The following is a 23,980-nucleotide window of genomic DNA, read 5'->3' as shown; positions in this document are numbered from 1 at the left end:
AACGGGCCATTCCCATGCCAGGCGCCGCCGACTGCTACCCCGACACCTTGCTCAGCGTCGACCAGGCGCGGGAGCGCCTGCTCCGCGCGGTCGCCCCCGTCGCCGGCATCGAGGCCGTGGCGCTGGATGCGGCCGACGGCCGCGTCCTGGCCCGGGATGTGGTGGCGGCGCTGAGCCTGCCGCCCTTCGCCCAGGCCGCCATGGACGGCTATGCGCTGGACCACCGCGATGTCGCTGGGGCGGCGGCCCCGGTCCGCCTGCCCCTGTCGGGCCGGGTCGCGGCGGGGGACGCGCCCCGCCCCCTGGTGCCCGGCACCGCCGTGCGCATCTTCACCGGCGCGCCCTTGCCCGATGGCGCCGACACCGTGCTGATGCAGGAGGATGCGGACCTGGATGGCGACGTGCTGCTGGTCCCGCCCGGCCTTGCCCCCGGCCGCCATTGCCGCGCGGTGGGGGAGGATATCGCGGCGGGCGCGGTGGCCCTGCCGGCGGGGCGCCGGATGTCGCCGGCGGCCGTGGCGCTGGCCGCCGCGCTGGGGGAGCGGACCCTGGCGGTGCGGGCACCCTTGACGGTGGCCCTGCTGTCCACCGGGAATGAGGTGCGGCCGGCCGGCACGCCCTTGGCCCCCGGCGCTATCCATGACGCCAACGGCCCCCTGCTGACCGCCCTGCTGCGCCGCCTGGGCTGCCGCGTGGTGCCGGCCGGCATCGTCGGCGATGACCGGGAGGTCCTGTCGGCAACCCTGTCCAGCCTCAGGGCCGACCTGATCGTCAGCAGCGGCGGCGTCTCCGCCGGGGAGGAGGATCATGTGAAGACGGCGGTAGCGGCCCTGGGCGGCATCGACTTCTGGCGCCTGGCCCTCAAGCCGGGCAAGCCGCTGGCGTTCGGCCATATCAAGGGGGGGCATGTCGGGAACACGCCCTTCCTCGGGCTGCCCGGCAACCCCTTCGCCGCCTTCGCCGCTTTTCTCGCGCTGGGCCGGCCGTTGGTGCAGCGCCTGTCGGGCGAGACCATCGCCGACCCGCCCCGCATCACCGTGCGCTGCGGCTTCGCCCACGGCCGCGCCCCCGGCAAGCGCGAGTATTTGCGCGTGGTCCTGCGGCAGGAGGGGGACGACACCGTGGCCCATCTCGCCGGTGCCGGCGGCAGCGCGGCCCTGTCCTCCTTGGCCCTGGCCGACGCCGTGGCGGAGGTGGAGGAGGCATGTGACAGCCTGCGGCCGGGCGACCCGCTGACGGTCATTCCCCTGCAGGGGCTGTTCTGAAGACGCGGCTCCCATGAACGCCCCCGGGTAATACTAGCGGCGCGAGATTTTGGCTCGTGCCGCTGTAGGATGCGACTGCGTCCGCCGGAGCGAGCACCGCAGGGCGCAGCGAGGATAGCCAAGGCCACGGATGTGGCCGCCCGGCGGCTGAGGGGGCATTTGAGCGATCACGATCAAATGCCACGCATATAAGCGCTATGGTATCGATGTCATTTCCCGTATCCTGCGGCAAAACAAGGCCCAGGGAGGGGACATGACCAGGACGACATCCATCCATGCCATCGCACGCGCAGGCCTCATGGCGGCGGCGCTGCTGTTCACCGGCGCGGCCCAGGCGGCCGATGCCCCGTCCTCACCTGTGGGCGCGGATGGCAGCGTCACCCTGCCGCTGGCGCCGGGCAGCCTGGTCCTGCCCTTCTCCTCCTACGCGTCGCCAGAGGCGCGGGACTGGTTCAAGCGCTATGCCGACGTGCACGCCCCGCCCATCACCGACGTGCCGGCCAGCCGCACCTTCTACGATCGCATGAATACGGACCGCGCCAACCGGTTGCGGGCGCTCTATCCCGTCACCGTGACCGACCAGACCATGGGCGGCGTGCCCACCCAGGTGGTGGCGCCGGCCAAAGGGCCGGCGGTGGCGGACCGGGTGCTGATCAACCTGCACGGCGGCGCCTTCCTGTGGGGGGCGGGGGCCGGCGGGCTGGTGGAAGCCGTGCCGGTGGCGGCCCTGTCCCGGATCAAGGTGGTGACGGTGGATTACCGCCAGGGGCCGGAGCACCGCTTCCCCGCCGCCAGCGAGGATGTGGCTGCCGTCTACAAGGACCTGCTGAAGACCTACAAGCCGCAGAACATCGGCATCTACGGCTGTTCCGCCGGCGGCATCCTGACGGCGGAGGCGGTGGCCTGGTTCCAGACCCACGGCCTGCCCCGGCCGGGCGCCATCGGTATCTTCTGCGCCGGTGTGCTGGACGGCGGCGGCGATTCCCAGGCCTGGTCGGCCCTGTACGGCGGCCAGCTGCCGGGCCCCGGGCTGCGCCTGATCGACCTGCCCTATTTCCAGGGCGCCAACGCCCAGGACCCCCTGGTGCTGCCGGGCGTGGCGCCGGAGGTGCTGGCCAAGTTTCCGCCCACCCTGCTGATCACCGGCACGCGCGACTTCATGATGAGCGACACGCTGCGCAGCCAGGATTTGCTGGAAAGGGCCGGCGCGCGGACGGAGCTGCACGTCTGGGACGGCATGGTCCACTCCTTCTTCTCCGACCCCGAATCGCCGGAGGCGCGGGCCGCCTACGACGTCATGGCCCGCTTCTTCACGCGGGAGCTGGACCGGCCGAACGACAGGTAGTGCCGTGCGAAAGGGCTCAGGCGACCAAGGCCAGCAGGGCCAGCAGCAGGAACAGGGTCTTGCGCAGCATCGCGGTTGCCTTTCGTCCGCCTCGGGCCTTCGTCGTGCATCCTATGGGTAAGCGGATCGACCCAGTCCACCACCCTTGGTGACGGCGCCGAGCATGCCGGTGAACGGCGGCGGCGACAACCTACTGCGTGTGCGCTACCCTGTTGGTTGCCTGTGATAATTCGGTGGTCGAGGCCTGCCGCACCATGCCCGGCCCTCCTGCTCCTCGGTTGCGGACAGGGTATGGTCAACAGGGGGAGGGGGCAACCTATTGCGTGTGTCGCGTCAGCTTGTTCGCCTGAATTCAGCGCTTATGTCGCAGCACCCAGCCGGCCAGCTCATCCAGCGGGGCGGGGTGGCCGTCGCCGTCGCGGAAGCGCACGGTGGCGCTGTGGTCGGGCCAGGCCACGGTCAGCTGGGTTTCCAGGGCGTCCGGGTAGCCAGGGGCGGGGAAGGCGGCGGGCTGCGATGCGAGGTCGGCCGCCTGCACCAGGCGCATCAGGGCCTGGCGGTCGGCCTCATCCAGGCCCGCGACCGCCACGCTGATCGTGGGCCGGCGCAGGGGGAAGGCGATGCCGCCCTGGCGCTGGCATTCGATGAGGACGGGCGGCGCGGCGGCCTGGTCGGTGCTCATGGCGGCAGCATGGATCAAAGGCCCACGGCCGTCCAGGCATCGTCCACCGCCTTAGCGGCGGCGGCTCCGTGCTTTTGGGCCACCTCGCGCGTCGCGGCCGCGGCGTCCTTGAACTCCGACCACAGTTGCAGGCGGGTGGTCAGGGTCTCGTACCAGATCAGGCCCGCCGTCTCCCACGCCTTGCCGCCAATGGCAGTGGCTGCCAGGTAGAAGGCGTGGTTGGGGATGCCGGAATTGATGTGGACGCCGTAGTTGTCGTCGGAGCCGCTGTAATAGTCCTTCATGGTCGCGGGCTGCGGGTCCTTGCCCAGGGTCGGGTCGTCATAGGCGGTGCCGGGCGCCTTCATCGATCGCAGGGCTGTGCGGTTGGTGCCGGCCTTGGGGATCAGCAGGCCCTCGCCGATCAGCCAGTCGGCCTGGTCGGCCGTGTCGCCGGCGGCGTACTGCTTGATCAATGATCCGAAGACGTCGGAGAAGGATTCATTCAAGGCGCCCGACTGGCTGGAATAGGTCAGCCCGGCGGTGAACTGGGTGACGCCGTGGGTCAGTTCATGCCCGATGACATCCAGGCATTTGGTGAACCGGTCGAATATCTCCCCATCCCCGTCGCCATAGACCATCTGCTGGCCGTTCCAGAAGGCGTTGTCGTAGTCGGTGCTGTAGTGCACCGTGGAGTCCAGGCGCATGCCCTTGTCGTCCACGGAGTTGCGCTTCATCACCTCCAGATAGAAATCATAGGTCTGGCCGGCATAGGCATAGGCCTCGTTCACGGCCACGTCCTGGCCGTCCGGCTGTCCCTCCGACCGCACCAGCGTGCCGGGCAGGTCGCCGCCATGCTGGGCGTCATAAACGGTGCGCTGCTTGGTGCCTGTGCCCAAGCCCGCGAAGGCGAACTGGTTCATGCTGGCGCGCATGCCGCGCAGCTGCCCCTGGTGATAGAGGTTGTGCAAGGCCCGCTTGCGCAGGGTGGGATCACTGGCGTTGGTCGCCACATGCTCCATCATGTGCGGCGGGATGATGAAGCAGACATGCGGGGGGCAGCCGGCGTGCTGGCACATGGGGCGGGCCTTTCAGCGCTGGATCGGGGGAACCAGCGTGGCACCGGGCGCCGGATGCCGGAATAGCCGCCAAGGACATATCTACGCCTGGGCCGGCCCTATGCCTGGATCGGTGGGGCTAATCCCTTGGATAGAAAGGCCGCCGCCGCGTCCAGGTCGGCCGGGGTGTTGACGTTGAAGAAGGGATCGACCGGTTGGACCGGAAAGTCCACCAGGGCCAAGGGCTGGCGCGCCAGGAAGGCGCCGACCTTGCGCAGGTCCTCCCCGACCAGCGCTTGGCGCAGGCGATCGGCCAGGCTCACGGGCCACAGCGCCACCACCGGATGCCGCCGCCCGCCTGAGGTGGCGCAGGCCACCCCGTCGGGGGCCGCCGCGCCCGCCAGGCGCGCGGCCAAATCCAGGGGCAGGAAGGGGCAGTCGGCCGGCACGCTCAGCACGTGGGTATGGCCGCCTTGGGTGCCGGCGTATTCCAGTCCCACCAGCACGCCGGCCAGCGGCCCAGGGTAGCCCGGCACGCTGTCGGCCAGGACGGGCAGGCCCGTGTCGCGATAGCGGTCGGGGTCGCCGTTGGCGCTCAAGGTCAGGGTTGACACCTGCGAGGCCAGGCGTTCGCGCACATGGGCCAGCAGGGGCCGGCCGGCCAGGACCAGGCGCGCCTTGTCCACCGCCTGGACCTCATCGCCGCCGAAACGGCGGGCCAGGCCGCCCGCCAGAATTAGGCCCAGAATATGGGTTGTTTCGCTCACGGAATGTAAGCCGCGCGGAAGTCGGCGACGGTGGTGCGGGTGGTGGCCGTAACCACCGGGCCGCCCGAGGCCCAGGTCATTTCGGGGTGTCTCCCGGCGCCGGCTCCGCCGTCTTTCCCGGCGCGGGCTTGGGCTCGGATGTCGCCGGTTCCGCCTTGGGCGCCGGCTTCTCATTCGCCGGCTTGGCCTTCTCCGCCGCCTTTTCCGGCGCCTCGAAGCGGGGCGACTTGGCCAGCAGGCGGCCCTTGTCCAGCGCGTGGGTCAGCACCAGCGATTCCAGGGCGCCTGCTGGCTGGTCCGGGTTCAGGTCCAGCGTGTCCTTGTTCAGGGCGTAGATGGTGAAGACATAGCGATGGGTCTGGCCCGGCGGCGGGCAGGGGCCGCCGTAGCCCTTGGGCCCGAGGTCGTTCAGCGCCTGCACCGCCCCCTTGGGCAGGGCCTTGCCGTCGGCCACCCCGGCCCCGGCGGCCAGGCTGTGCACGCCGGCCGGGATGTTGAACACCATCCAGTGGCGGAAGCCCTTCTTGACGTCCGCGTCCATGATGATCAGGGCGAAGCTCTTGGTCGTCGGCGCCTCCCCGCCCCAGCGCAGGGCGGGGGAGATGTTCTTGCCGCCGCAGCCGTCGCGGTCCCAGGCCTGGGGGGCGGTCAGCGTGCCGTCGGCCGCCAAATCCGGGCTGCTCAGCCACATGCCGGCGTGCGCTTGCCCCGCCGCCAGCCCGCTGGCCAGGCCCATGGCCAGGCTGATGCCCAGGACCAGCCGGCGCCCCATGCTCACACCCGTTCCGTCATGCGCCGTTCGCGCAAGGGGCGCTTCACCCGGGCCAGGTTTTCGCCCAGGGCCGTGCCCTGGCGCAGGGCCACGGCCACCTGCAGCACGTCGATGACGGCCAGGTGCGACAGGCGCGAGGTGCGTGGGGTGTAGATGCTGGTGTCCTCATCCACGTCCACCAGCAGGGGCACGGTGGCGCGCTCCGCCAGCGGCGACCCGCCCGAGGTGATGGCCACCACCGGCGCGCCGCCGTCCAGCGCCAGGTCGACGGAACGCAGCAGCTCGCGCGTGCGGCCGGTGTGGGAAATGGCGATGACGGCGCCGTCCGACCCCAGGATGCTGGCGGCCATGGCCTGCACGTGCACGTCGCTGTGGGCGATGACGGGCACGCCCAGGCGGAAGAATTTGTTCTGTGCGTCCTGCGCCACGATGCCGGAGGCGCCGAAGCCGTAGATCTCGATGCGCCGCGCGGCGGCCAGGATGTCCACGGCCCGGCTCAGGTTTTCCGCGTTCAGCTGGTTGCGCATGCGGGAAAAGGCGCTGATGGCCCGGCCGATGACCTTGGCCGCCACCTCCGCCACCGGGTCGTCGGGCATCAGGTCGGCATCGACGAAGGGCGTGCCCGTGGCCAGGTCCTGCGCCAGGCGCAGCTTGAAGTCCTGATAGCCGCTGCAGCCGATGGATCGGCAGAAGCGCACCACCGTGGGTTGGCTGACGTCGGCCTCACGCGCCACTTCCGCCACCGAGGCGGTGACGACGGCGTGCGGCCGCTTCAGGACGATTTCCGCGATCTTGCGTTCCGATGGACGCAGACTGTCCATCATCCCGCGTATGCGACCCAGCATGAAGCTAACCCCCGACCCTGCCGATGACTTCACGAAGGAACCCGGCGCGCTGCTGCGGCGTTCCTTCCTGTTTGTAGTGAAATTACCGGAAATTATGCGGCCGTGTCACGCGCGCCGTGGCAGCGGTCCCATAAGGGTTAAAGGCCGGCCACGCGCTGCACCGTCCAGAACAAGCCGGTGGCAGCGATGAGGGAGGAGGCGGGGATGACCACGCGGCGGCGGTACCAGGGCTTGTCCTTGTGCCATAAGGCCACGGCGGCATAGGCGGCGGCGATGATGGACAGCTGCGCCAGCTCGATGCCGACATTGAAGCTGACCAGGGCGGGGATGACGTCGCGCCGGGCCAGGTGCAGGTCGGCCAGGGCCCCAGCGAAGCCCATGCCGTGCAGCAGGCCGAAGGCGAACACCACCAGGGGGCGCCAGGGTGTAAGACGCGCCGTCAGGATGTTCTCCACCGCGACATAGGCGACCGACAGGGCGATCAGGGGCTCCACCACGCGCGGAGGCAGGCTGATCACGCCGTACATGGTCAGGCCCAGGGTGACGGAATGGGCCAGGGTGAAGGCCGTGACCTGCACCAGGATGGAGCGCAGGCGGGTGGTCAGCAGGAAGATGCCCAACACGAACAGGATGTGGTCCAGCCCCTCGGGCAGGATGTGCAGGAAGCCCAGTTCCAGGTACTGCGCCGCCAGCCGGGGCAGGGCAAGGGGGGCGGCGTTGGCGGCCAGGGCGAAGGGCGGGCTGGCGGCGTCGCCCTCCAGCCACTGGGTTTGCGGGGTGCCGCCGGCGGCGTCGGTGAAGACGACGCCATAGGTGCTGTAGACCAGACCGTAGCGCCAGGTGATGGCATGCGATCCGGGCGGCAGGGGGCCGCCGGCGTGCAGCACGACGAAGGCGGGCAGGGTGATGTCGCTGGGCATCTCCACCCGTTCCACCGCCACCGTGGCGGGTTGGGCGGCGCCGTCGGCCCTGAGATCCACCTGGGCGGCGATGGCGGCGGCGTAGGCGGGCAGGATGGCGCCCACCCGTTCCGCCGTCAGGTCGCGGCTCAGCGGCTGGCCGGCCGCCGCCTCCAGCTTGTTCACCAGGGCGGTGGGGGCGGTGGTGATGGTGGCGGACCAGGCGTCGCCCGGCCCCACGGTCAGTTGCACCTGCGTGGTGCCGATCTCATGCGCTTGGGTGCCGCCCGCCAGGCACAGCGCCAGCAGCAGGGTCCCCAGCAGCAGGGCCCAGGGCCAGCGGCTCATGGCCGGACTCCCGGCCAGTTGAAGGTCAGCGAGGCCCAGTGGCTTTCCCAGTCCCGGTGATGCAGCCAGTGGGCCAGCATGCCCGCCCGCACCATGTGCACCGACCGGATCAGCCAGACCCCGGGTTGGGGCAGGGGAAGGGAGAAGGCGCCCTGGGCGTCGCTGTGCGTGGCCAGGCGCACCGCCGGCTGGCCCTGCAGGTGGGCGGTGACGACCGCCCCCGCCACCGGTTGGCCCAGGAACAGCACGTGGCCGCGCACCGGGCCGGCACCGGCCACCGTGGGGTCGGCGTCGGGCACGATCTCATAGGTGAAGCCCTGGGGCCGGGTCACCGCCGGGTCGGCCGTGGTGCCGGCCAGCAGGGACTTGGCGTAGCGGTAAAAGCATTCGCGGCCCGGCTGGCGGCTTTCCCCCAGCCGCTCCCGCTCCGCCACGATGCCGTCCAGGCCGTATTGGCGCAGATAGGCGGTGAAGCGCTCGGCCGGCAGCTCGATATAGCTGCCGCCGCCGGTATAGCCGATCAGGGCGGTGGCCCGGCCGTCGGCGCGCAGGAAGCCGGCCGGGTCGATGTTGTCGGCGCCGCCCACCGCTTGCTCCTCCCCCGCCTGGCGGACGAAGAATCGGTCGATCAGGCTGGCGGTGCGGGGCACGGGATCGCCGATGAAATTCTCCCCCACCCTCAGGCCCACCGCCACGGCGGTGCCGGGGCCGGGACGGAAGGTGGACGGCTCGATCCAGAAATCATGCGCCAGGGCGCCGGTGGCCCAGAAGGCCACCGCCAAGCCGGCCAGGCAGGCGTGCGCGGCCCGCGTTTGGCCCCGCATCAGGCGTCAATCCGGCGCCACCACCAGCGCAGCAGGTGCCGGACCAGGCGGCGGATGATCTCCACGATTCCCCAGCTGACCAGCAGCAGCACGATCACGCCCAGGATGACCCAGGGCAGGACGCTGTGGGCGTTGGACGGCGCCGGCGTCTGGTCCGGCCATTGTGGCGCCAGATAGGGCCATTCAGCGCTGAATGGCTTGTCGTTCATCGTGGCGCGCGGGTAGGGCCCCTCGATGAAGGAGATTTCCTGCAGCAGGCAGTCGCCGAAGGCGCAGGTCTGGGCCACGACGTCGTCGGTCAGCAGGCGGCCGTTGGGGTAACCGACGGGGAAGCGGTCGGTGTAGACCATGACGTCGGGCTGCAGGTCATAGGGCCGCAGCTGCAGGGTGAACTGCAGGAAGTCCGCCGCCGCTATCGCCCACCATTCCTTGGCGCTGTGCAGGTAGTTGTAGATGTTGTCCAGCTTGGCCTTGCGCGCCATCAGCGCCTTCAGCTGGTCCTTGGGCGGCATCGTGTTGATGAAGCCGAAGCGCGGCAGCTGGGTGCGGATGGACCGGCCGACATGGTCGATCTCCGTCCCGTCCTTGGCCGTGGTGCCCCACAGGATGAAGTCGTGCTGGTCCGCCGGGAACGCGCTCTTGGGGATGCGCATCACCATGGCGATGACGTTCTTCTTGAAGAAGCGCGGGAAGACGAAGGGATCGTCGCGCACGCCGAAATAGGTCTTGATCTTGTCGGTGTCCTTCAGACCCGTGTAGGTGATGGTGTTCACCGTCACGTCGTCCTGCAGCTTCACCTTGATGGTGACATCGGGATGGATCTGGTCGGGCACCAGCACCGTGCCGCCATAGCGGGCGCGGATGACCGGATCCTGGAAGGACACCGGCGTGGTGAGGTCCATGTGGATCTCATAATCATACGGCGCCAGGTCGTACGGTTTGGGCGCCAGCAGGGCGCGGTTGACGTCGAAGATCAGGATCATGTCGTCCCCGTCCGGGTAGAAGAACAGATCCGTGATGTTGGCCGTCGGGTCGGTCAGGTTGGTCGGGTCGGCATGGTCCGACGCGCGCCCAGGTTGTGGGTTCGCCAAGCCCAGGCATGCAACCAGCACGAGCCCCGCCAGCCGCGCCCGCCGCAGCGCTTTTCCCAGGCTGTTCAGGCCCATGGTCCTGTTGAAGATGCGCCCCATCGTCTTCCTCCGTCAGTCCCGCCAGGTTCGCGCGATGTGCAACATCGCATTGATTTTGAATGGAATTCAGCTTTCTCAGCCACCGATGCCCTACCGGAAGGGTTATGTCGTTCTGAAGGGTGGCCTTACACTTTAGGGGTGGAAGCCGGATATCAAATTCGAGATAAACGGCGTAACAACAGGAACTATATTTCCTGTAGGTTGTATCTTTGGCTTGAGACTAGTTCGCTCTGGATATAATGTCCAGACCAACGAACAACTTTTCAGGGCGCGAGGTGGGGCATGGCGCGGATCGGTCTTGGGGTCTTTGCGACCCTGGTGGCGGCGGTGCTGCTGCTGTCTGGCTGCGGTGACAAGCAGGTGAAGGATGAGGCGATGCGGGCCGGACGGCCCGCCGACACCTTCCCGGCCGCCGACGAGGACTATTTCAAGGACATGGACGGCGGCGTTAAGCTGACCGCGGATGAGGTCAAGGGCCGCAACAACTGGGTGGTGTGGACCGGCGGCAACGACCGCTTCTGGGACGCCATCACCAATAGCGCCTTCGGCAACTTCGATCTGCTGAAGACCATCTCCAGTTATAAGGGTGATAAAGATCATAAAGGCCTTGCCTACGGCCGCCACAACCGATTCGAGCAACTGGGCTTGATGAATGAGCCCTGCTTCGTGGAGCCCAAGGATGGCTCGAAGGACCCGTACGGCCTGTGGTTGGATCAGCGGGTGAGTTCCAAGGACGATCCCAACTGTCCTGACGATCCGTTCGCCAATGAGAAGAAGTATCCCGGCGTCAAGATCGGCGCGCGCGGCGTGACCGTGCCGGTGGGTTCCTACTATGGCTATCCCACGGGTATCGTCGGTCTGCGCCTGTTTCCCAATCCAGACTTCGACGAAAAGGCGAAGAAGCATTGGAACGCCGAGAAATATTACAGTGATCCGGACTACTACAACGACAAGAACCTGGTCCGCCCCTACCGCGTGGGCATGGCCTGCGGCTTCTGCCATGTGGGGCCCAGCCCGACCCACCCGCCGGCCGACCCGGAAAACCCGAAGTGGGAGAACATGAGCGCTGTGGTCGGCGCCCAGTATTTCTGGATCGACCGCATTTTCGGCTGGAACTACGGCAAGCCGGGCTCGCCGGAGCGCAAGACGAGCGAGCAGAACTACCTGATCCAGCTGGTGCACACCTCGCGCCCCGGCGCGTTGGACACCTCGCTGGTTTCCACCGATTACATCAACAACCCCCGCACCATGAACGCCGTCTACGAGCTGAAGGCCCGTATGGAGATCGCCGCGAAGCGCGGGGGGGTGGAGACGCTGAGCGGGGGCGAACTGAACAACGAATTCCTGCCGGGCACCTTTGATAGCGCGACCAAACAGGTGATGACCCCGCACGTGCTGAAGGACGGTTCCGACAGTGTCGGCGTGCAGGGGGCGCTGAACCGCGTCTTCATCAACATCGGCCTGTTCAGCGAGGAATGGCTGCGCCACTTCAACCCGCTGTTCGGCGGCGTGCCCAACACGGCCATCCAGATCGAGGTGGGCCGCAAGAACTCCAGCTATTGGCAGGCGACGGAAGCACAGACCGCCGACCTGGCTGCGTACTTCCTGAACACGGATATCCAGAAGGGCCACAAGCTGGCCGACGCGCCGGGCGGCCAGAAGTACATAACCGCCGCCGCGCCCGCTGCCCAGCTCCAGCTGAACCGGGGCAAGGAGGTGTTCGCCGAGACCTGCGCCGGCTGCCATTCCAGCAAGCAGCCGCCGGCGCCGAAGGAAATCGACTTCAAGACCTGCAACGGCCCCAACTACCTGGCCTGCTGGAACCAGTACTGGGCTTGGGTGAAGTCTGACGAGTTCAAGGCGCAGATGAAGGAGATGGTGAAGGCGCCGGACTTCCTGGAAGGAAATTACCTTTCCACCGACATGCGCGTGCCCGTGACCCTGTTGCAGACCAACGCCTGCAGCCCGCTGGCCACGAACGCCATCGCCGGCAACATCTGGGACAACTTCTCCTCGACCTCCTACAAGCAGCTGCCGTCCGTCGGCACCGTCAAGATCCACGATCCCTTCACGGGTGAGGAGAAGGACTACGTCATGCCGGCCGGCGGCCGCGGCTACACCCGCGTGCCCTCGCTGGTGGCCCTGTGGTCGACGGCGCCCTACCTGGTGAACAATACGGTGGGCTGGCCCGGTGGGTCATTCTACGCGCAGCAGCCGCTGCCGCCGCCGCCGCCCAACCAGAAGCCTTACTACCCGTTTAATCCGTTGGATCCGTCGGTCGAGGAACGCGTGAAGACCTTTGAGGTCTCGATCCGGCAGATGCTGTGGCCCGAGACGCGTCCCCACGACAAGCTGCTGGGCGACAAGGGCGTGTTCCTCATCGACCGCACCAGCGTCGGCAGCTATCTGAAGGTGCCCGGCGGCTTCCTGCCCGGCTTCCTGAAGCCGCTGCTCAGCCCGCTGCACCGTTGGCTGCCCAGCATCTTCGGCGACGGCGACCTGATGGTGGGGCCCATCCCGAAGGACACGCCGGTCAACCTCATCTCCAACACCGAGCTGTACAAGGACGACGCCACCCTGGCGGAGAACCTGCCCCGCTATGTCCAGCTGCTGCAGCTGCTGAAAAAAGCGACCCACGACTTGGCGCAGCTGCCCAAGAACGCGACGGACGAGGAGGCGCGCAAGGTGTTCGCCAACCTCCGGAAGCCGCTGCTGGACTTCAGCAAGTGCCCGGATTTCGAGGTCAACCGCGGCCACTACTTCGGGACCAGCTTCACGCCCGAGACGACGGCGCTCAGCGACGACGACAAGGAAGCGCTGATCGAATTCCTGAAGACCTTCTGACCACCCCGCCCTTCAAACCCCGTCCGGCCGCGTGCTCCGCGGCCGGCGGTTGGGGGCGGCATTCCCACGGGCCAGGCATGGGGGACAGGCTATGGCAGATGTAAACGACGCATCCGTTCAATCCGCTCAATATGATTTCATCGTCGTCGGTTCCGGCGCCGGTGGCGGCACGGTGGCGGCCCGCCTGGCGGAGGCAGGGTATACCGTCCTGGTGCTGGAGGCGGGGGGGGACCCGCGCAAATCCCATGGGGGCGATCCCTATTATCCGAACGAGAACCGTTTGCCGGACGATTACGACGTTCCGGTGCTCCACGCCTTCGCCTCGGAAAACACGGGCATGCGCTGGGACTTCTTCGTGCGCCACTACAGCGATCAGGCGGTGCAGACCTCCGACCCCAAGTATGTGCCGGTGTATCCACCGCCTAACGGGCGGCCGGTCGATGGCATCCTCTATCCCCGCGCCGGCACCCTGGGCGGCTGCACGGCGCATAACGCCCAGATCGTCGTCTACCCCAACAACGAGGACTGGCAGTTCATCGCCGACCTGACCGGCGATATCAGCTGGAAGCCGGAGGCCATGCGCCGGCTGTTCCGCAAGCTGGAGAACTGCCACTACCGCTGGTTCTACCGCCTGCTGTACTGGCTGAGCCTGGGCTTGATCAATCCGTCGGGCCACGGCTTCCGCGGCTGGCTGCACACCCAGAAGGCCATCCCGCTGCAGGCGCTGGGCGACAAGCCCCTGATCCAGGGACTGCTGGATTGCGCCAAGGCCGTGCTGCTGCGCGATCCCAACCCCGACCAGGGCTTCGAATGGCTGCTGGAGGGGGAGGGGGATCCCAACGACGTGCAGCTGGTGGACGCGGACGCGTTCGGCCTGCGCTACGTCCCCCTGTCCAACCGCAACCATGCCCGCACCGGCACGCGCGAGCGCCTGCTGGAGGTGGCGGAGAAGCATCCCGACCGCCTGCACATCGAACTCGATGCCCTGGTCACCCGCGTCCTGTTCGACGAGTCCACGCCGCTGGACGGGCCGCTGGGGGGTGAGCCGCGCGCCATCGGCGTGGAATATGAGAAGGGTGAGAAGCTGTATGCCGCCTCCTTCGCCCAGGGCACGGGTGGAGAAAAACGCGCCGTCTACGCCAAGCATGAGGTCATCCTGTCCGGCGGCGCCTTCAACACGCCGCAGCTGCTGATGCTGTCGGGCATCGGGCCCAGGGAAACACTGGAGAAATTCAACATCCCGGTGCGGGTCGACAGCCCCGGCGTGGGCCGCAACCTGCAGGACCGGTACGAGGTCGGCGTCGTCAACGAGATGACCACGGACTGGGAGGTGCTGAAGGGCGCCAAGTTCGCCGCCGGCGATCCGCAGTACCAGCAATGGAAGGAGAAGCGCGAGGGGGTCTACACCACCAACGGCGCCGTGCTGGCCGTCACCAAGCGCTCGGCACCCGAACGGCCCATGCCCGATCTGTTCTGCTTCGGCCTGCTGGGTGAGTTCCGCGGCTACTACCCCGGTTATTCCAGCCTGTTCCCGGAGCATCTGAACATGCTGACCTGGGCGGTGCTGAAGGCGCACACGCTGAACCGCGGTGGCGAGGTGACCCTGCGGTCGGCCAACCCGCGCGACACCCCCTACATCAACTTCCATTACTTCGAGGAAGGGACCGACAAGTCGGGGCAGGACCTGGACAGCGTGGTCGAGGGCATCCGCTTCGTGCGCGCCGTCACCAAGAAGCTATATGACCAGGGCATCGCCAAGCAGGAACTGCTGCCGGGGCCCGCCATCCAGACGGATGAGGAGCTGAAGCACTTCGTGCGCACCCATGCCTGGGGGCACCACGCCTCCTGCACCTGCGCCATCGGCAGCGCCACGGGGGGTGGCGTGCTGTCCAGCGACTTCCGCGTCCATGGGGTCAAGGGCTTGCGGGTGGTGGACGCCTCCGTTTTCCCGCGCATCCCCGGCTACTTCATCGTCAGCGCCGTCTACATGATCGGCGAGAAGGCGGCCGAGGTGATCATCGAGCAGACCCGTTGCCAGCAGAACCGCCGCCATCAGGCGCGGGCGTGAGAATCAGGGGGCTAGACCAATGACCAATCCGCTTAGCACCATCGAGGTTCTGCGGGCCGAGGCCAAGAGCATCCATGGTGACCATGTGCTCGACGGGGTGCAGGACGAGGACCTGACCCTGGCGCTCAACACCCTGGAATCCACCGCCCTCTGCCTGTCGGGCGGCGGCATCCGCAGCGCCACCTTCGGCTTAGGCATCATCCAGGCGCTGGCCGCCCGGCCGCGGCCCTGCAAGGACTTCCGCCTGCCGCCGCCGGACAAGGCGCTGTTGGGCCAGTTCAACTATCTTTCCACCGTCTCCGGCGGCGGTTATATCGGCAGCTGGCTGTCGGCCTGGCTTTCGCGCCAGCCCTATGCCGACGTGCTGCCGCAGCTGAACACCCGCGGCCATGAGGTCAGCGCCGTTGAACCCACGGCCATCGGCGACCTGCGCCGCGACAGCAACTATCTGACGCCCAAGGTGGGCCTGGTCTCGGCCGACACCTGGGCGGCGGCGGCGATGATCCTGCGCAACCTGCTGCTGAACTGGGTGCTGCTGATCCCGCTGTTCCTGTTGAGCCTGGTGGTGGTGAAGCTGGCTGCCGTGGGCGTGGCCTGGCTGTCGCATCCCTTCGGCGACCAGAAGTACGGCTTGGCCCTGGTCATCCTGGCTGTCATCTCCCTGGCCCTCGTGCTCATAGGACTAAGGTTCACGCTACGCGCCATGAGGCTCAGCGGCACGGCCAGCCCAACACAGGGACAATTCCTCAAGGGCAACCTGCTGCCCATGTTCCTGGCCGGCGTCGCCTGGACCGGGGCCCTGGACACCACCATCGGCTATCAGCTGCTGATCGTCACGCCGCTGGCCGACTTGCTGGTCTTCGGCGGCATCCTCGGCTTCGTCGTCTACGGGGCGGCCCAGCTCATCACCCTGCTCACGACGGGGGAGCTGTTCACCGCGCTGCTGGACCTCAAGCGCTGGGCGCGGCTGAAGCACCGCACCACCTGGGGCTGGCTGGTTGCGGGCATCGCCTACGGCGCCTTCCTGGGCTTCGGCGCCCATATCATCGGCTCCGGCGGTGATCCGGCCGTGCGCCTGCTGCTGTTGCTGCTGTTCGCGCCGCCGTGGCTGCTGGTGTCGCAGCTGATGGCCGAGACCTGCTATGTGGCGCTGACCAGCAACACCCCCCGCTCGGATGAGCAGCGCGAGTGGTTCGCGCGGTCGGCCGGCTGGTACCTGGCGATCTGCATCGCCTGGATCGCCGGCGTGGCCCTGGCGCTCCTGGGGTCGTGGACGGCCGGGCAGGTGGAACTGGGCACGCAGGCCCTGTTCGACTGGATGGTGGCCGGCGGCGGCGCCACCGCCATGGTCGGCTGGCTGACGGGCGGCAGCGGCCGCACCTCGGCCCAGCCGTCCAACCAGGCCCCCAACCGCAGCCCCGTGGCCATCGCCTACAATGTGGCGGCCAGCCTGTCGGCGCCCCTGTTCTTCGCCCTGCTGCTGGTGCTGGGGTCGGCGGTCATCGACCTGGTGGTGCTGCGCGACTCCCTGTTCGCCTACCTGATCTCCTACGGCAACTACCTCATCCTGCCGGACAGCGCCGGGTCGGTGCTGTTCCAGAGCGGCATGGTGGAGGCGCAGGAGCGCAGCATGGTGGTGCCGCTGCTGGTGATCGCGGGGGTGATCCTGGGCATCATCGCCTTCTTCGCGTCCAAGTACATCAACATCAACCGCTTCTCCCTGCACGGCCTCTACCGCAACCGCTTGGTCCGGGCCTTCCTCGGGGCATCGCACATCGGTCGCAAGCCGGACCGCTTCACCGGCTTCGACATGGACGACAATCCCACCATGCAGTCGCTGTGGCCGGCGAAGCGTGAGGACCGGACGGGCGACAACTGGCGGCCCTTCCATGTCCTGAACACGACCCTGAACGTCATCTCCACCCGTAATCTGGCGTGGCAGCAGCGCAAGGGCATGTCCTTCACCATCACGCCGCTGCACAGCGGGGCGGCGTCGCTGTGCCCCCTGTTGGACCAGCCGGGCGGCACCCTGGTGGCCTATCGCGGCGCCTTCCGGCCGTCCTCGAAGTACGGTGGCTCGTCGCACAGCGGCCGCCGGCTCCGCCTGTGGCCGTTCGCGCGCCAGCCGAAATGCCCACCCCGTCCGGAGGATGATCCCACCAACCCGGGCATCTCGCTGGGCACGGCCATGGCCATCTCCGGCGCCGCGGTGGATCCCAACGCCGGCTACCACTCCTCGCCCACCGTGTCCCTGCTGCTGACCCTGCTGAACATGCGGCTGGGCTGGTGGCTGGGCAATCCGGCGCCGGTGGGGGAGAAGTCCTGGTACCGCAACGGCCCGCCGACGGCGGCGGCACCCCTGGTGAAGGACGCCTTCGGCCTGACGACGGACGACCAGCCTTATGTTGCCCTGTCGGACGGCGGCCATTTCGAGGATCTGGGCCTTTATGAGATGGTCCGCCGCCGCTGCCGCTATATCGTGATCAGCGACGCCGGTGAGGATCCCACCTTCACCTACTCCGATCTGGGCATGGCTGTGCGCAAGATCGGCATCGATTTCGGCATTCCCATCCGCTTCCACGAACTGCAGAAGATGCAGCCGCGGCCGGCGCCGGGGGTGACGCTGACCGATGTGCCCTATCACGCCATGGGCGTCATCGACTACGCCATGGCCGACGGGCCGGCGGCCAAGCCGGGCATCATCCTGTACGTCAAGGCCAGCTTCCATAACTGCGATGAAGGGGCGGGCGTGAAGGCCTATGCCAACAGCCATCCCACCTTCCCGCACGAATCCACCACCGACCAGTGGTTCTCCGAATCCCAATTCGAGAGCTACCGGGCGCTGGGCTTTCAGATCATGGACAGCATCCTGGCGGAGGCCCAGGGCTGCGCCACCGATCTGGCCAACCTGAAGCAGATCCTGGACCGCCTGGCGGAACAGGCGCTGAAGGAAGAGTGTGAGGAGTGTGACCCGCCGGTCCTGCAAGGCGCCTGACCGGCCTAGCCTGGAAGCGGGACGGAACAAGGCATCCCGCCTGCATCTTTAAGGGGTGGGGCGAGTGCGCACGCGGGGTGCGGCTCGCCCACCTTTCAAAGGGACAGCGGGGAGGCTAGCCTTGGACACCCTGGAGCCGGGATCGGCGCCATCCGAAACGACAGCCGTGCCCACGCCCGCCCCGGCGGGGCGGGATTCCGAAACTGGCGACGGGGGGCCGAAAAAGCCCCGCACCATCTGGCAATGCCTGGGCCCCGGCCTGGTGACCGGGGCGTCCGATGACGACCCCAGCGGCATCGCGACATATTCCCAGGCGGGGGCGCAGTTCGGCTACGGCCTGGCCTGGACCCTGATCCTGACCTACCCGCTGATGGCGGCGATCCAGGAAATCAGCGCCCGCATCGGCCGGGTGACGGGGCACGGTATCGCCGGCAACCTGCGCCGCCATTACCCGCCGCTGACCATCAACGCCATCATCTTCCTGCTGGTGGCGGCCAACGTCATCAACATTGGCGCCGACCTGGGGGCCATGGCGGCAGCCCTGGGCCTGCTGATCGGCGGGCCGCAATGGCTGTACGTGCTGCTGTTCGGCGGCGCCTCGGCCGCCCTGCAGATTCTGGTGCCCTACTGCCGCTACGTCTCCATCCTGAAATGGCTGACGCTGTCGCTGTTCGCCTATGTCGCCACCGTGCTGGTGGTGCCCATCCCCTGGGCCGAGCTGGGCCATGCGGTGATCCACCCGCCGGTTTCGCTGAAATCGGAGTATCTGGTGGCTGTTGTCGCCGTCTTCGGCACCACCATCAGCCCCTACCTGTTCTTCTGGCAGGCGGACCAGGAGGTGGAGGAGGAAAAGGGCGACCCCGAGGCTCGGCCCCTGAAAAAGGCGCCGGAACAGGCGCCGGAGGAACTGCGGCGCATCCGCCTGGACACCTACATCGGCATGCTGCTGTCCAACGGCGTGGCGCTGTTCATCATCATCACTACCGCCGCCACCCTGCATGTCCACGGCGTCACCGACATCCAGACCTCAAGCCAGGCGGCGGAGGCGTTGCGCCCCATCGCCGGCACCTTCGCCTTTGCCATCTTTGCCCTGGGCATCATCGGCACCGGCCTCTTGGCCCTGCCGGTGCTGGCGGGATCGGCGGCCTATGCGCTGGGCGAGGCACGCCGCTGGCCGGTGGGCCTGGCGCGGCCCTGGGACAAGGCCAAGGCCTTCTACGGCGCCATTCTGCTGGCCATGGCCGTGGGCTCGGTCATGAACGTCATCGACATGGACCCGGTGAAAGCCCTGTTCTGGAGCGCGGTGGTCAACGGCCTGGTGGCCGTGCCGGTCATCGTCATGATGATGCGCATGGCGACCAAGCGCGAGATCATGGGCGACTTCGTCCTGCCACCGGTCCTGCGCGTCCTGGGCTGGGTCTGCATGGCCGCCATGGCGGTGGTGGACACCGCCATGGTGGTCACCTGGGTGATCTAGGGTCACCCGTGCGCCAGCTTCAGGCCCGCGATGCCGGCCACGATCAGGCCGATGCAGGCCAGGCGCAGGGCCGTCGCCGGCTCGTTGAACAGGAGGATGCCGGCGATGACCGTGCCCAGCGTGCCGATGCCCGTCCACACTGCGTAGGCCGTGCCCAGCGGCAGGGTGCGCAAGGCCAGGCCCAGCATGCCCAGGCTGACGCCCATGGCGGCGATGGTGAGGACGGACGGGACCAAGCGGGTGAAGCCGTCGGCGTATTTCAGGCCCACGGCCCAGCCTACTTCGGACAGGCCGGCCAGCAGCAACCATAGCCAGGCCATGGCGGTTCTCCGGTGCGGGTGAAGGGGCGGGGTCTTCCCCGGCCGGCGAAGCATGGCGGCCGACCACCGGAATGCCAAGATCTTAAAAAAGAGAAAGACTTTGGTGTCGCATATCTCTTTAATTGAGATCTTGAGGCGGGGAGGGCGGGCCATGACCGATGGGACGAACGGAGACGGAATCGCTGCGGCACCGGCCACGGCGGGTATGGACGCGCGCGACCACCAGCGCTGGGACGAATGGCAGGACGACGTGCGCATCATGCTGGGCTACGCCGCCGGCCGGGGCCTGGCGCTGGAGCGGACGGTGATCGACACGGCGGTGCGGGTCACCGCCACCCCACCGGAGCGGCTGAGCCTGGAGGACAAGCAGGCGCTGTGGGTGGTCTACCAGGCGCTGTCGGTGGTGATCGCGCCGGCCACCAGCGCCAGCCTGCGCCATATCCGCGAGTTCCGGCGCGAATTGGGCCTGGCGGGCTGGTGGCGCTCCCTGACCCGGGCGGGGCTGGTGCAAAGGACCATACGCAGCGGCGTCCTGTGGCTGGTGAGCGCGGCCCTGGTCACGGCCATCGTGCAGATCCACGCCGCCAACGGCACCAACCTGCTGGCCCAGACCGGGGTGCGCCAGCTGTTGTTCATCGAGGGGGCGGCGGCGCAGCGCCCGATGGCCGACGGGGGGGCGGACACCAACACCCAGGGAACCTCCACCCTGACGGCGGCTCAGGAGCCGCTGGTCCAACTGCGGCGGCAGGCGGCGGCGAAGCTGCTCGCCCCCTGGATCTGCCACCCGCTTTCCCGTGTCGTGACCCTCAGCTTCGATGCCCATGGCTATTGCCAGCGCCGGGACGCGGGGGCGCCGGCCGTCCCCTCGGGGGAGGATGCCGACACCATCCTGCTGCACACGGTGGAATTGGCCTGGAGCGCCGGCACGGCGCTGACGCTGTACGTCCTGCCGGCGTTGTTCGGGCTGCTGGGTGCCTGCGCCTATATCGCGCGGGTGCTGACGGAGGCGGTGGTCAACGCCTCCTTCATGCCGCAACTGGGCTTCCGCATGGTGCTGCGCCGGGCGCTGGGCCTGACGCTGGGGCTGGCCACCGGGCTGTTCTACAAGAGCGTGGTCGCCACCATCGAGCCCACGGCCTCTGCCCAGATCTCCCTGCTGGGCGCGGCCTTCCTGGCGGGCTACAGCGTGGAGGCGGTGTTCGCCATGTTCGATGCCGCGGTGGACAAGCTGCGCGAGGTGTTCAAGCCGCGCGACGCCGTTTCGCGCCCCGCCACCCTTGCGCCCGCCGCCGGCCCACAGGCCGTGCCGAAGGAGGCCCAGGGTTGACGCGGGCTTAGCTGGAGGGCGCCGCCACGGCGGACAGCGGCAGATGGATGCCGCATTCCGTCTTGCCCATGCCGGACCAGCGGCCGGACCGCACATCGTCGCCCGGGGCGACGCGGTCGGTGCAGGGCATGCAGCCGATGGAGAGATAGCCGTCGGCTTCCAGCGGGTGGCGCGGCAGGTCATGGCGGTCCAGATAGGCCACCAGATCGTCACGGTCCCAGTCGGCCAGCGGGTTGACCTTCAGCCGGCCTTCGGCCGCCTCAATGGTCACCAGGTCGGCGCGGGTGCTGGCCTGGAAGCGCTTGCGCCCCGTGATCCAGGCGCTGAAGCCCTCCAGCGCGCGGTTCAGCGGCTCCACCTTGCGGAAGCGGCAGCAGGCGTCCGGGTTGGTGCGCCACAGCAGGCCGTCGGCGTCGCGGGCGGCGACATCTTCGGGCAGCGGCTTGATCTCCCGGGCGTCGGTCAGGCCCAGGCGCGCCACCAGCTCACGGCGGTAGCGCAGGGTTTCGCCAAACAGCTTACCGGTGTTCAGGAAGAGGACCGGCGTGGCCGGGTCGATCTCCGCCACCATGTGCAGCAGCACGGCGGATTCCGCGCCGAAGGAGGAAACCAGGGCGATCTCACCCTTCAGTTCCCGCGTCAGCAGGGGTTCCAGCAATGCCGGGCCCGTCAGGCCGGCGTAGGTCCGGGCCAGATCGGCCGCCCGGTCGCCTGTCGCGGTCACGCTGCATGCTCCGTCTTCTTGTGGCGCGACAGCCGCGCCATGGACAGGGGGCCCGCCACCGACACCTGGTAGGCGGTGCTGATCTCGGTCAGGGCGTGGGCCCACAGGGCCGGGTCGCGGCCTTCCGGAATCTCCACCTGGCTGACGCCGCAGCGGACCAGGGCCAGATACTGGTCGGGCAGGGTGTGGCCGGTGGCGCGGATGACACCGCGATAGCCCAGATGCTCGCGCAGCTCGCGGGCGATGGTGAAGCCGCGGCCGTCGCGGAACTTGGGGAAGTCCAGCGCCACCAGGGCGAAGTCCGCCAGGTGGTCGGCGATATCCTTGGGGTGCTGGCTGCTGGCGAGCCAGATGCCCAGGCCGCCGTTGCGGCCCACCAGGGTGTCGCGGTCCTTGTGGAACCGGGCCAGGCTGACGATGACGGGCACGTCCGCCGCCGGCAGGGCGTCGTCGTCACCCAGGTGCACCCAGGCGTCGTCGACCAGCTTTCCGGTTTCAATGAGCGGCATAGACCTTGTCCTTGAACGGGGTGTGACCGATGCGGGCCAGGGTGTCGAGGAAGCGTTCCCCGTCCTGGCGCCGGTCCAGATAGACGCCGACCACGGCATCGATGGCGTCCAGCGTCTCGTCGGCCGACAGGGCCGGGCCCATGATGTCGCCGATGGCGCCCACCTCGGCGGCCGAGCCGCCCAGCGTCAGCTGGTAGGCTTCGACCCCCTTCTTGTCGACGCCCAGGATGCCGATATGGCCGACATGGTGATGGCCGCAGGCGTTGATGCAGCCGCTGATCTTGATCTTCAGCTCACCGATGTCGTGCTGGCGGTCCAGGTCGGCGAAGCGCTCGGAAATGCGCTGGGCCAGGGGGATGGAGCGGGCGTTGGCCAGGGCGCAGTAGTCCAGGCCCGGGCAGGCGATGATGTCGGTGATCAGGCCGGAATTGGCCTCGCCGAAGCCAATGTCGGCCAGCGCCTTCCACAAGGCCGGCAGGTCGTCCTGGCGCACATGGGCCAGCACCAGGTTCTGCTCATGCGTCACCCGGATTTCGCCGAAGCTGTAGCGGTCGGCCAGGTCGGCGATGACATCCACCTGCTCCGCCGAGACGTCGCCTGGAATGCCGCCCGCCGGCTTCAGGGTGATGGTGGCGATGGCATAGCCCGGTTGGCGGTGGGCGGCGACATTGGTGCGGACCCAGCGGTTGAAAGCCTGGTCCTCCAGCCGTGCCCGGGCCAGGACGCCTGAGATGGGCTCCAGCACCTCATAGGGCTGGCTGGCGAAGCGGGCGCGGATGCCGTCCAGGATGGCCGGCTCCAGCCGGTACTGGGCCACCGGCATGCGGGCGAACTCGGCCTCCACCTCGTCGCGGAAGGTGTCGATGCCCAACTCATGCACCAGGATCTTGATGCGCGCCTTGTAGATGTTGTCGCGCCGGCCATAGGCGTTGTAGACGCGCAAGACCGCCTCCAGATAGGCGATCAGTTCATCCTCGGGCAGGAAGTCGCGCAGCTTCTTGGCGATGAAGGGCGTGCGGCCCAGGCCGCCGCCGACATAGACCTCGAACCCGACGGCACCCTCGGCGTCGCGCTTGGCGATCAGGCCCACGTCGTGGATGCAGATGGCGGCGCGGTCGGCGCTGCTGCCGGTGATGGCGATCTTGAACTTGCGCGGCAGGAACGAGAATTCCGGGTGCAGCGTCGACCACTGGCGCAGCACCTCGGCATAGTGGCGGGGGTCCACCACCTCATCGCTGGCCACACCGGCGAACTGGTCGGAGGTCACGTTGCGGATGCAGTTGCCGCTGGTCTGGATGGCGTGCATGTCCACCTCGGCCAGCAGGTCCAGGATGGCGGGCACATCCACCAGCTTGATCCAGTTGAACTGCAGGTTCTGGCGGGTGGTGAAGTGGCCGAAGCCCTTGTCGTACTGCCGGGCGATGCGGCCGAACTGGCGCACCTGGCGGCTGGTCAGGATGCCGTAGGGCACGGCGATGCGCAGCATGTAGGCGTGCAGCTGCAGGTACAGGCCATTCATCAGGCGCAGCGGCTTGAACTCGTCCTCCGTCAGCTCCCCGGCCAGGCGGCGGGCCACCTGGCGGCGGAACTGCTCCACCCGCTCCTTCAGGAAATCGCGGTCCACTTGGTCGTAGTGGTAGATGCCGGCATGGCTGGGCAGGCCGTTGGCGGGCGGGTCGATCTGACGGGCGGCGGCGGAGGGGCTCATGACGGCAAGCTCGATGTGATCTTCATTCATGCGG

19 protein-coding genes are annotated in these 23,980 nt (G+C 68.2%); 7 read left to right on the top strand and 12 right to left on the bottom strand.

Annotation, left to right across the window (positions count from 1 at the left end; genetic code table 11):
- Positions 1-14: 14 nt before the first annotated feature.
- Positions 15-1,265, top strand: a complete 1,251-nt coding sequence (locus Y958_RS20040) for a molybdopterin molybdotransferase MoeA (protein ID WP_186291364.1) — start codon at positions 15-17, stop codon at positions 1,263-1,265.
- A 253-nt stretch (positions 1,266-1,518) separates the two neighbouring features.
- The gene (locus tag Y958_RS20035) at positions 1,519-2,610 is read left to right on the top strand and encodes an alpha/beta hydrolase (RefSeq protein ID WP_088873666.1); all 1,092 of its coding nucleotides are present in this window, start codon (positions 1,519-1,521) and stop codon (positions 2,608-2,610) included.
- A gap of 352 nt (positions 2,611-2,962) precedes the next feature.
- Here the strand turns inward: Y958_RS20035 and Y958_RS20030 are convergent, their stop codons facing one another.
- From Y958_RS20030 to Y958_RS19995, 8 genes are all read right to left on the bottom strand, one after another.
- Entirely contained in the window at positions 2,963-3,292 is a 330-nt protein-coding gene (locus tag Y958_RS20030) for a protealysin inhibitor emfourin (RefSeq protein ID WP_088873665.1), read from the bottom strand.
- 14 nt (positions 3,293-3,306) lie between these two features.
- Positions 3,307-4,350, bottom strand: coding sequence for a M4 family metallopeptidase (locus tag Y958_RS20025; protein WP_211098632.1), 1,044 nt, complete (start codon positions 4,348-4,350; stop codon positions 3,307-3,309).
- A gap of 98 nt (positions 4,351-4,448) precedes the next feature.
- Positions 4,449-5,096, bottom strand: coding sequence for a molybdenum cofactor guanylyltransferase MobA (gene mobA, locus Y958_RS20020; protein WP_244909477.1), 648 nt, complete (start codon positions 5,094-5,096; stop codon positions 4,449-4,451).
- A gap of 76 nt (positions 5,097-5,172) precedes the next feature.
- A complete protein-coding gene (locus Y958_RS32150) occupies positions 5,173-5,868 on the bottom strand; it encodes a YbhB/YbcL family Raf kinase inhibitor-like protein (protein WP_211098631.1) in 696 nt (231 codons plus the stop codon).
- Positions 5,869-5,870: 2 nt separating this feature from the next.
- Positions 5,871-6,713, bottom strand: a complete 843-nt coding sequence (gene hexR / locus Y958_RS20010) for a transcriptional regulator HexR (RefSeq protein ID WP_088873663.1) — start codon at positions 6,711-6,713, stop codon at positions 5,871-5,873.
- A 137-nt stretch (positions 6,714-6,850) separates the two neighbouring features.
- Positions 6,851-7,960: a HupE/UreJ family protein gene (locus Y958_RS32505; protein WP_244909476.1), complete on the bottom strand. Its 1,110-nt coding sequence runs from the start codon at positions 7,958-7,960 to the stop codon at positions 6,851-6,853.
- Positions 7,957-8,784, bottom strand: a complete 828-nt coding sequence (locus Y958_RS20000; RefSeq protein ID WP_088873662.1) for a DUF4198 domain-containing protein — start codon at positions 8,782-8,784, stop codon at positions 7,957-7,959. Before Y958_RS20000 ends, Y958_RS32505 begins: the two co-directional genes overlap by 4 nt.
- On the bottom strand, positions 8,784-9,974 hold the full coding sequence (locus Y958_RS19995) for a hypothetical protein (protein WP_088873661.1): 1,191 nt from the start codon (positions 9,972-9,974) through the stop codon (positions 8,784-8,786). The genes Y958_RS20000 and Y958_RS19995 overlap by 1 nt, the downstream gene beginning before the upstream one ends.
- 282 nt (positions 9,975-10,256) lie before the next feature.
- Between Y958_RS19995 and Y958_RS19990 the strand changes: the two genes are divergently transcribed.
- The 4 genes from Y958_RS19990 (at position 10,257) to Y958_RS19975 (ending at position 19,358) form a co-directional block, all read left to right on the top strand.
- Entirely contained in the window at positions 10,257-12,818 is a 2,562-nt protein-coding gene (locus Y958_RS19990) for a hypothetical protein (protein WP_088873660.1), read from the top strand.
- Between the two features lie 91 nt (positions 12,819-12,909).
- Positions 12,910-14,886: a GMC family oxidoreductase gene (locus tag Y958_RS19985; RefSeq protein ID WP_088873659.1), complete on the top strand. Its 1,977-nt coding sequence runs from the start codon at positions 12,910-12,912 to the stop codon at positions 14,884-14,886.
- 19 nt (positions 14,887-14,905) lie between these two features.
- On the top strand, positions 14,906-17,881 hold the full coding sequence (locus Y958_RS19980) for a patatin-like phospholipase family protein (protein WP_088873658.1): 2,976 nt from the start codon (positions 14,906-14,908) through the stop codon (positions 17,879-17,881).
- A 121-nt stretch (positions 17,882-18,002) separates the two neighbouring features.
- On the top strand, positions 18,003-19,358 hold the full coding sequence (locus Y958_RS19975; RefSeq protein WP_244909475.1) for an NRAMP family divalent metal transporter: 1,356 nt from the start codon (positions 18,003-18,005) through the stop codon (positions 19,356-19,358).
- 2 nt (positions 19,359-19,360) lie between these two features.
- Here Y958_RS19975 and sugE read toward each other — a convergent pair whose 3' ends face one another.
- Complete coding sequence (gene sugE / locus Y958_RS19970; RefSeq protein ID WP_088873657.1) at positions 19,361-19,678, bottom strand: quaternary ammonium compound efflux SMR transporter SugE; 318 nt, start codon at positions 19,676-19,678, stop codon at positions 19,361-19,363.
- A gap of 151 nt (positions 19,679-19,829) precedes the next feature.
- Here sugE and Y958_RS19965 point away from each other — a divergent pair, with 151 nt between their 5' ends.
- On the top strand, positions 19,830-21,005 hold the full coding sequence (locus tag Y958_RS19965; RefSeq protein WP_145727680.1) for a hypothetical protein: 1,176 nt from the start codon (positions 19,830-19,832) through the stop codon (positions 21,003-21,005).
- A gap of 7 nt (positions 21,006-21,012) precedes the next feature.
- On the opposite strand, the gene Y958_RS19960 is transcribed toward Y958_RS19965, so the two are convergent.
- Genes Y958_RS19960 through Y958_RS19950 form a run of 3 tightly spaced genes read right to left on the bottom strand, consistent with a single transcriptional unit; the run spans position 21,013 to position 23,976 of the window.
- Positions 21,013-21,729 (bottom strand): phosphoadenylyl-sulfate reductase, encoded by a 717-nt coding sequence (locus Y958_RS19960; RefSeq protein ID WP_088873655.1) that lies wholly within the window; start codon positions 21,727-21,729, stop codon positions 21,013-21,015.
- Complete coding sequence (locus Y958_RS19955) at positions 21,726-22,238, bottom strand: DUF934 domain-containing protein (protein WP_088873654.1); 513 nt, start codon at positions 22,236-22,238, stop codon at positions 21,726-21,728. The genes Y958_RS19960 and Y958_RS19955 overlap by 4 nt, the downstream gene beginning before the upstream one ends.
- Entirely contained in the window at positions 22,225-23,976 is a 1,752-nt protein-coding gene (locus Y958_RS19950; RefSeq protein WP_425600681.1) for a nitrite/sulfite reductase, read from the bottom strand. Before Y958_RS19950 ends, Y958_RS19955 begins: the two co-directional genes overlap by 14 nt.
- Positions 23,977-23,980: the final 4 nt, after the last annotated feature.

Origin of the sequence: Nitrospirillum viridazoti CBAmc (genome assembly GCF_000730165.1) — a bacterium.
GTDB lineage: Bacteria > Pseudomonadota > Alphaproteobacteria > Azospirillales > Azospirillaceae > Nitrospirillum > Nitrospirillum viridazoti.
Note: the sequence above shows the minus strand (reverse complement) of the source record. Positions and strands in the feature narration are given on the sequence as shown.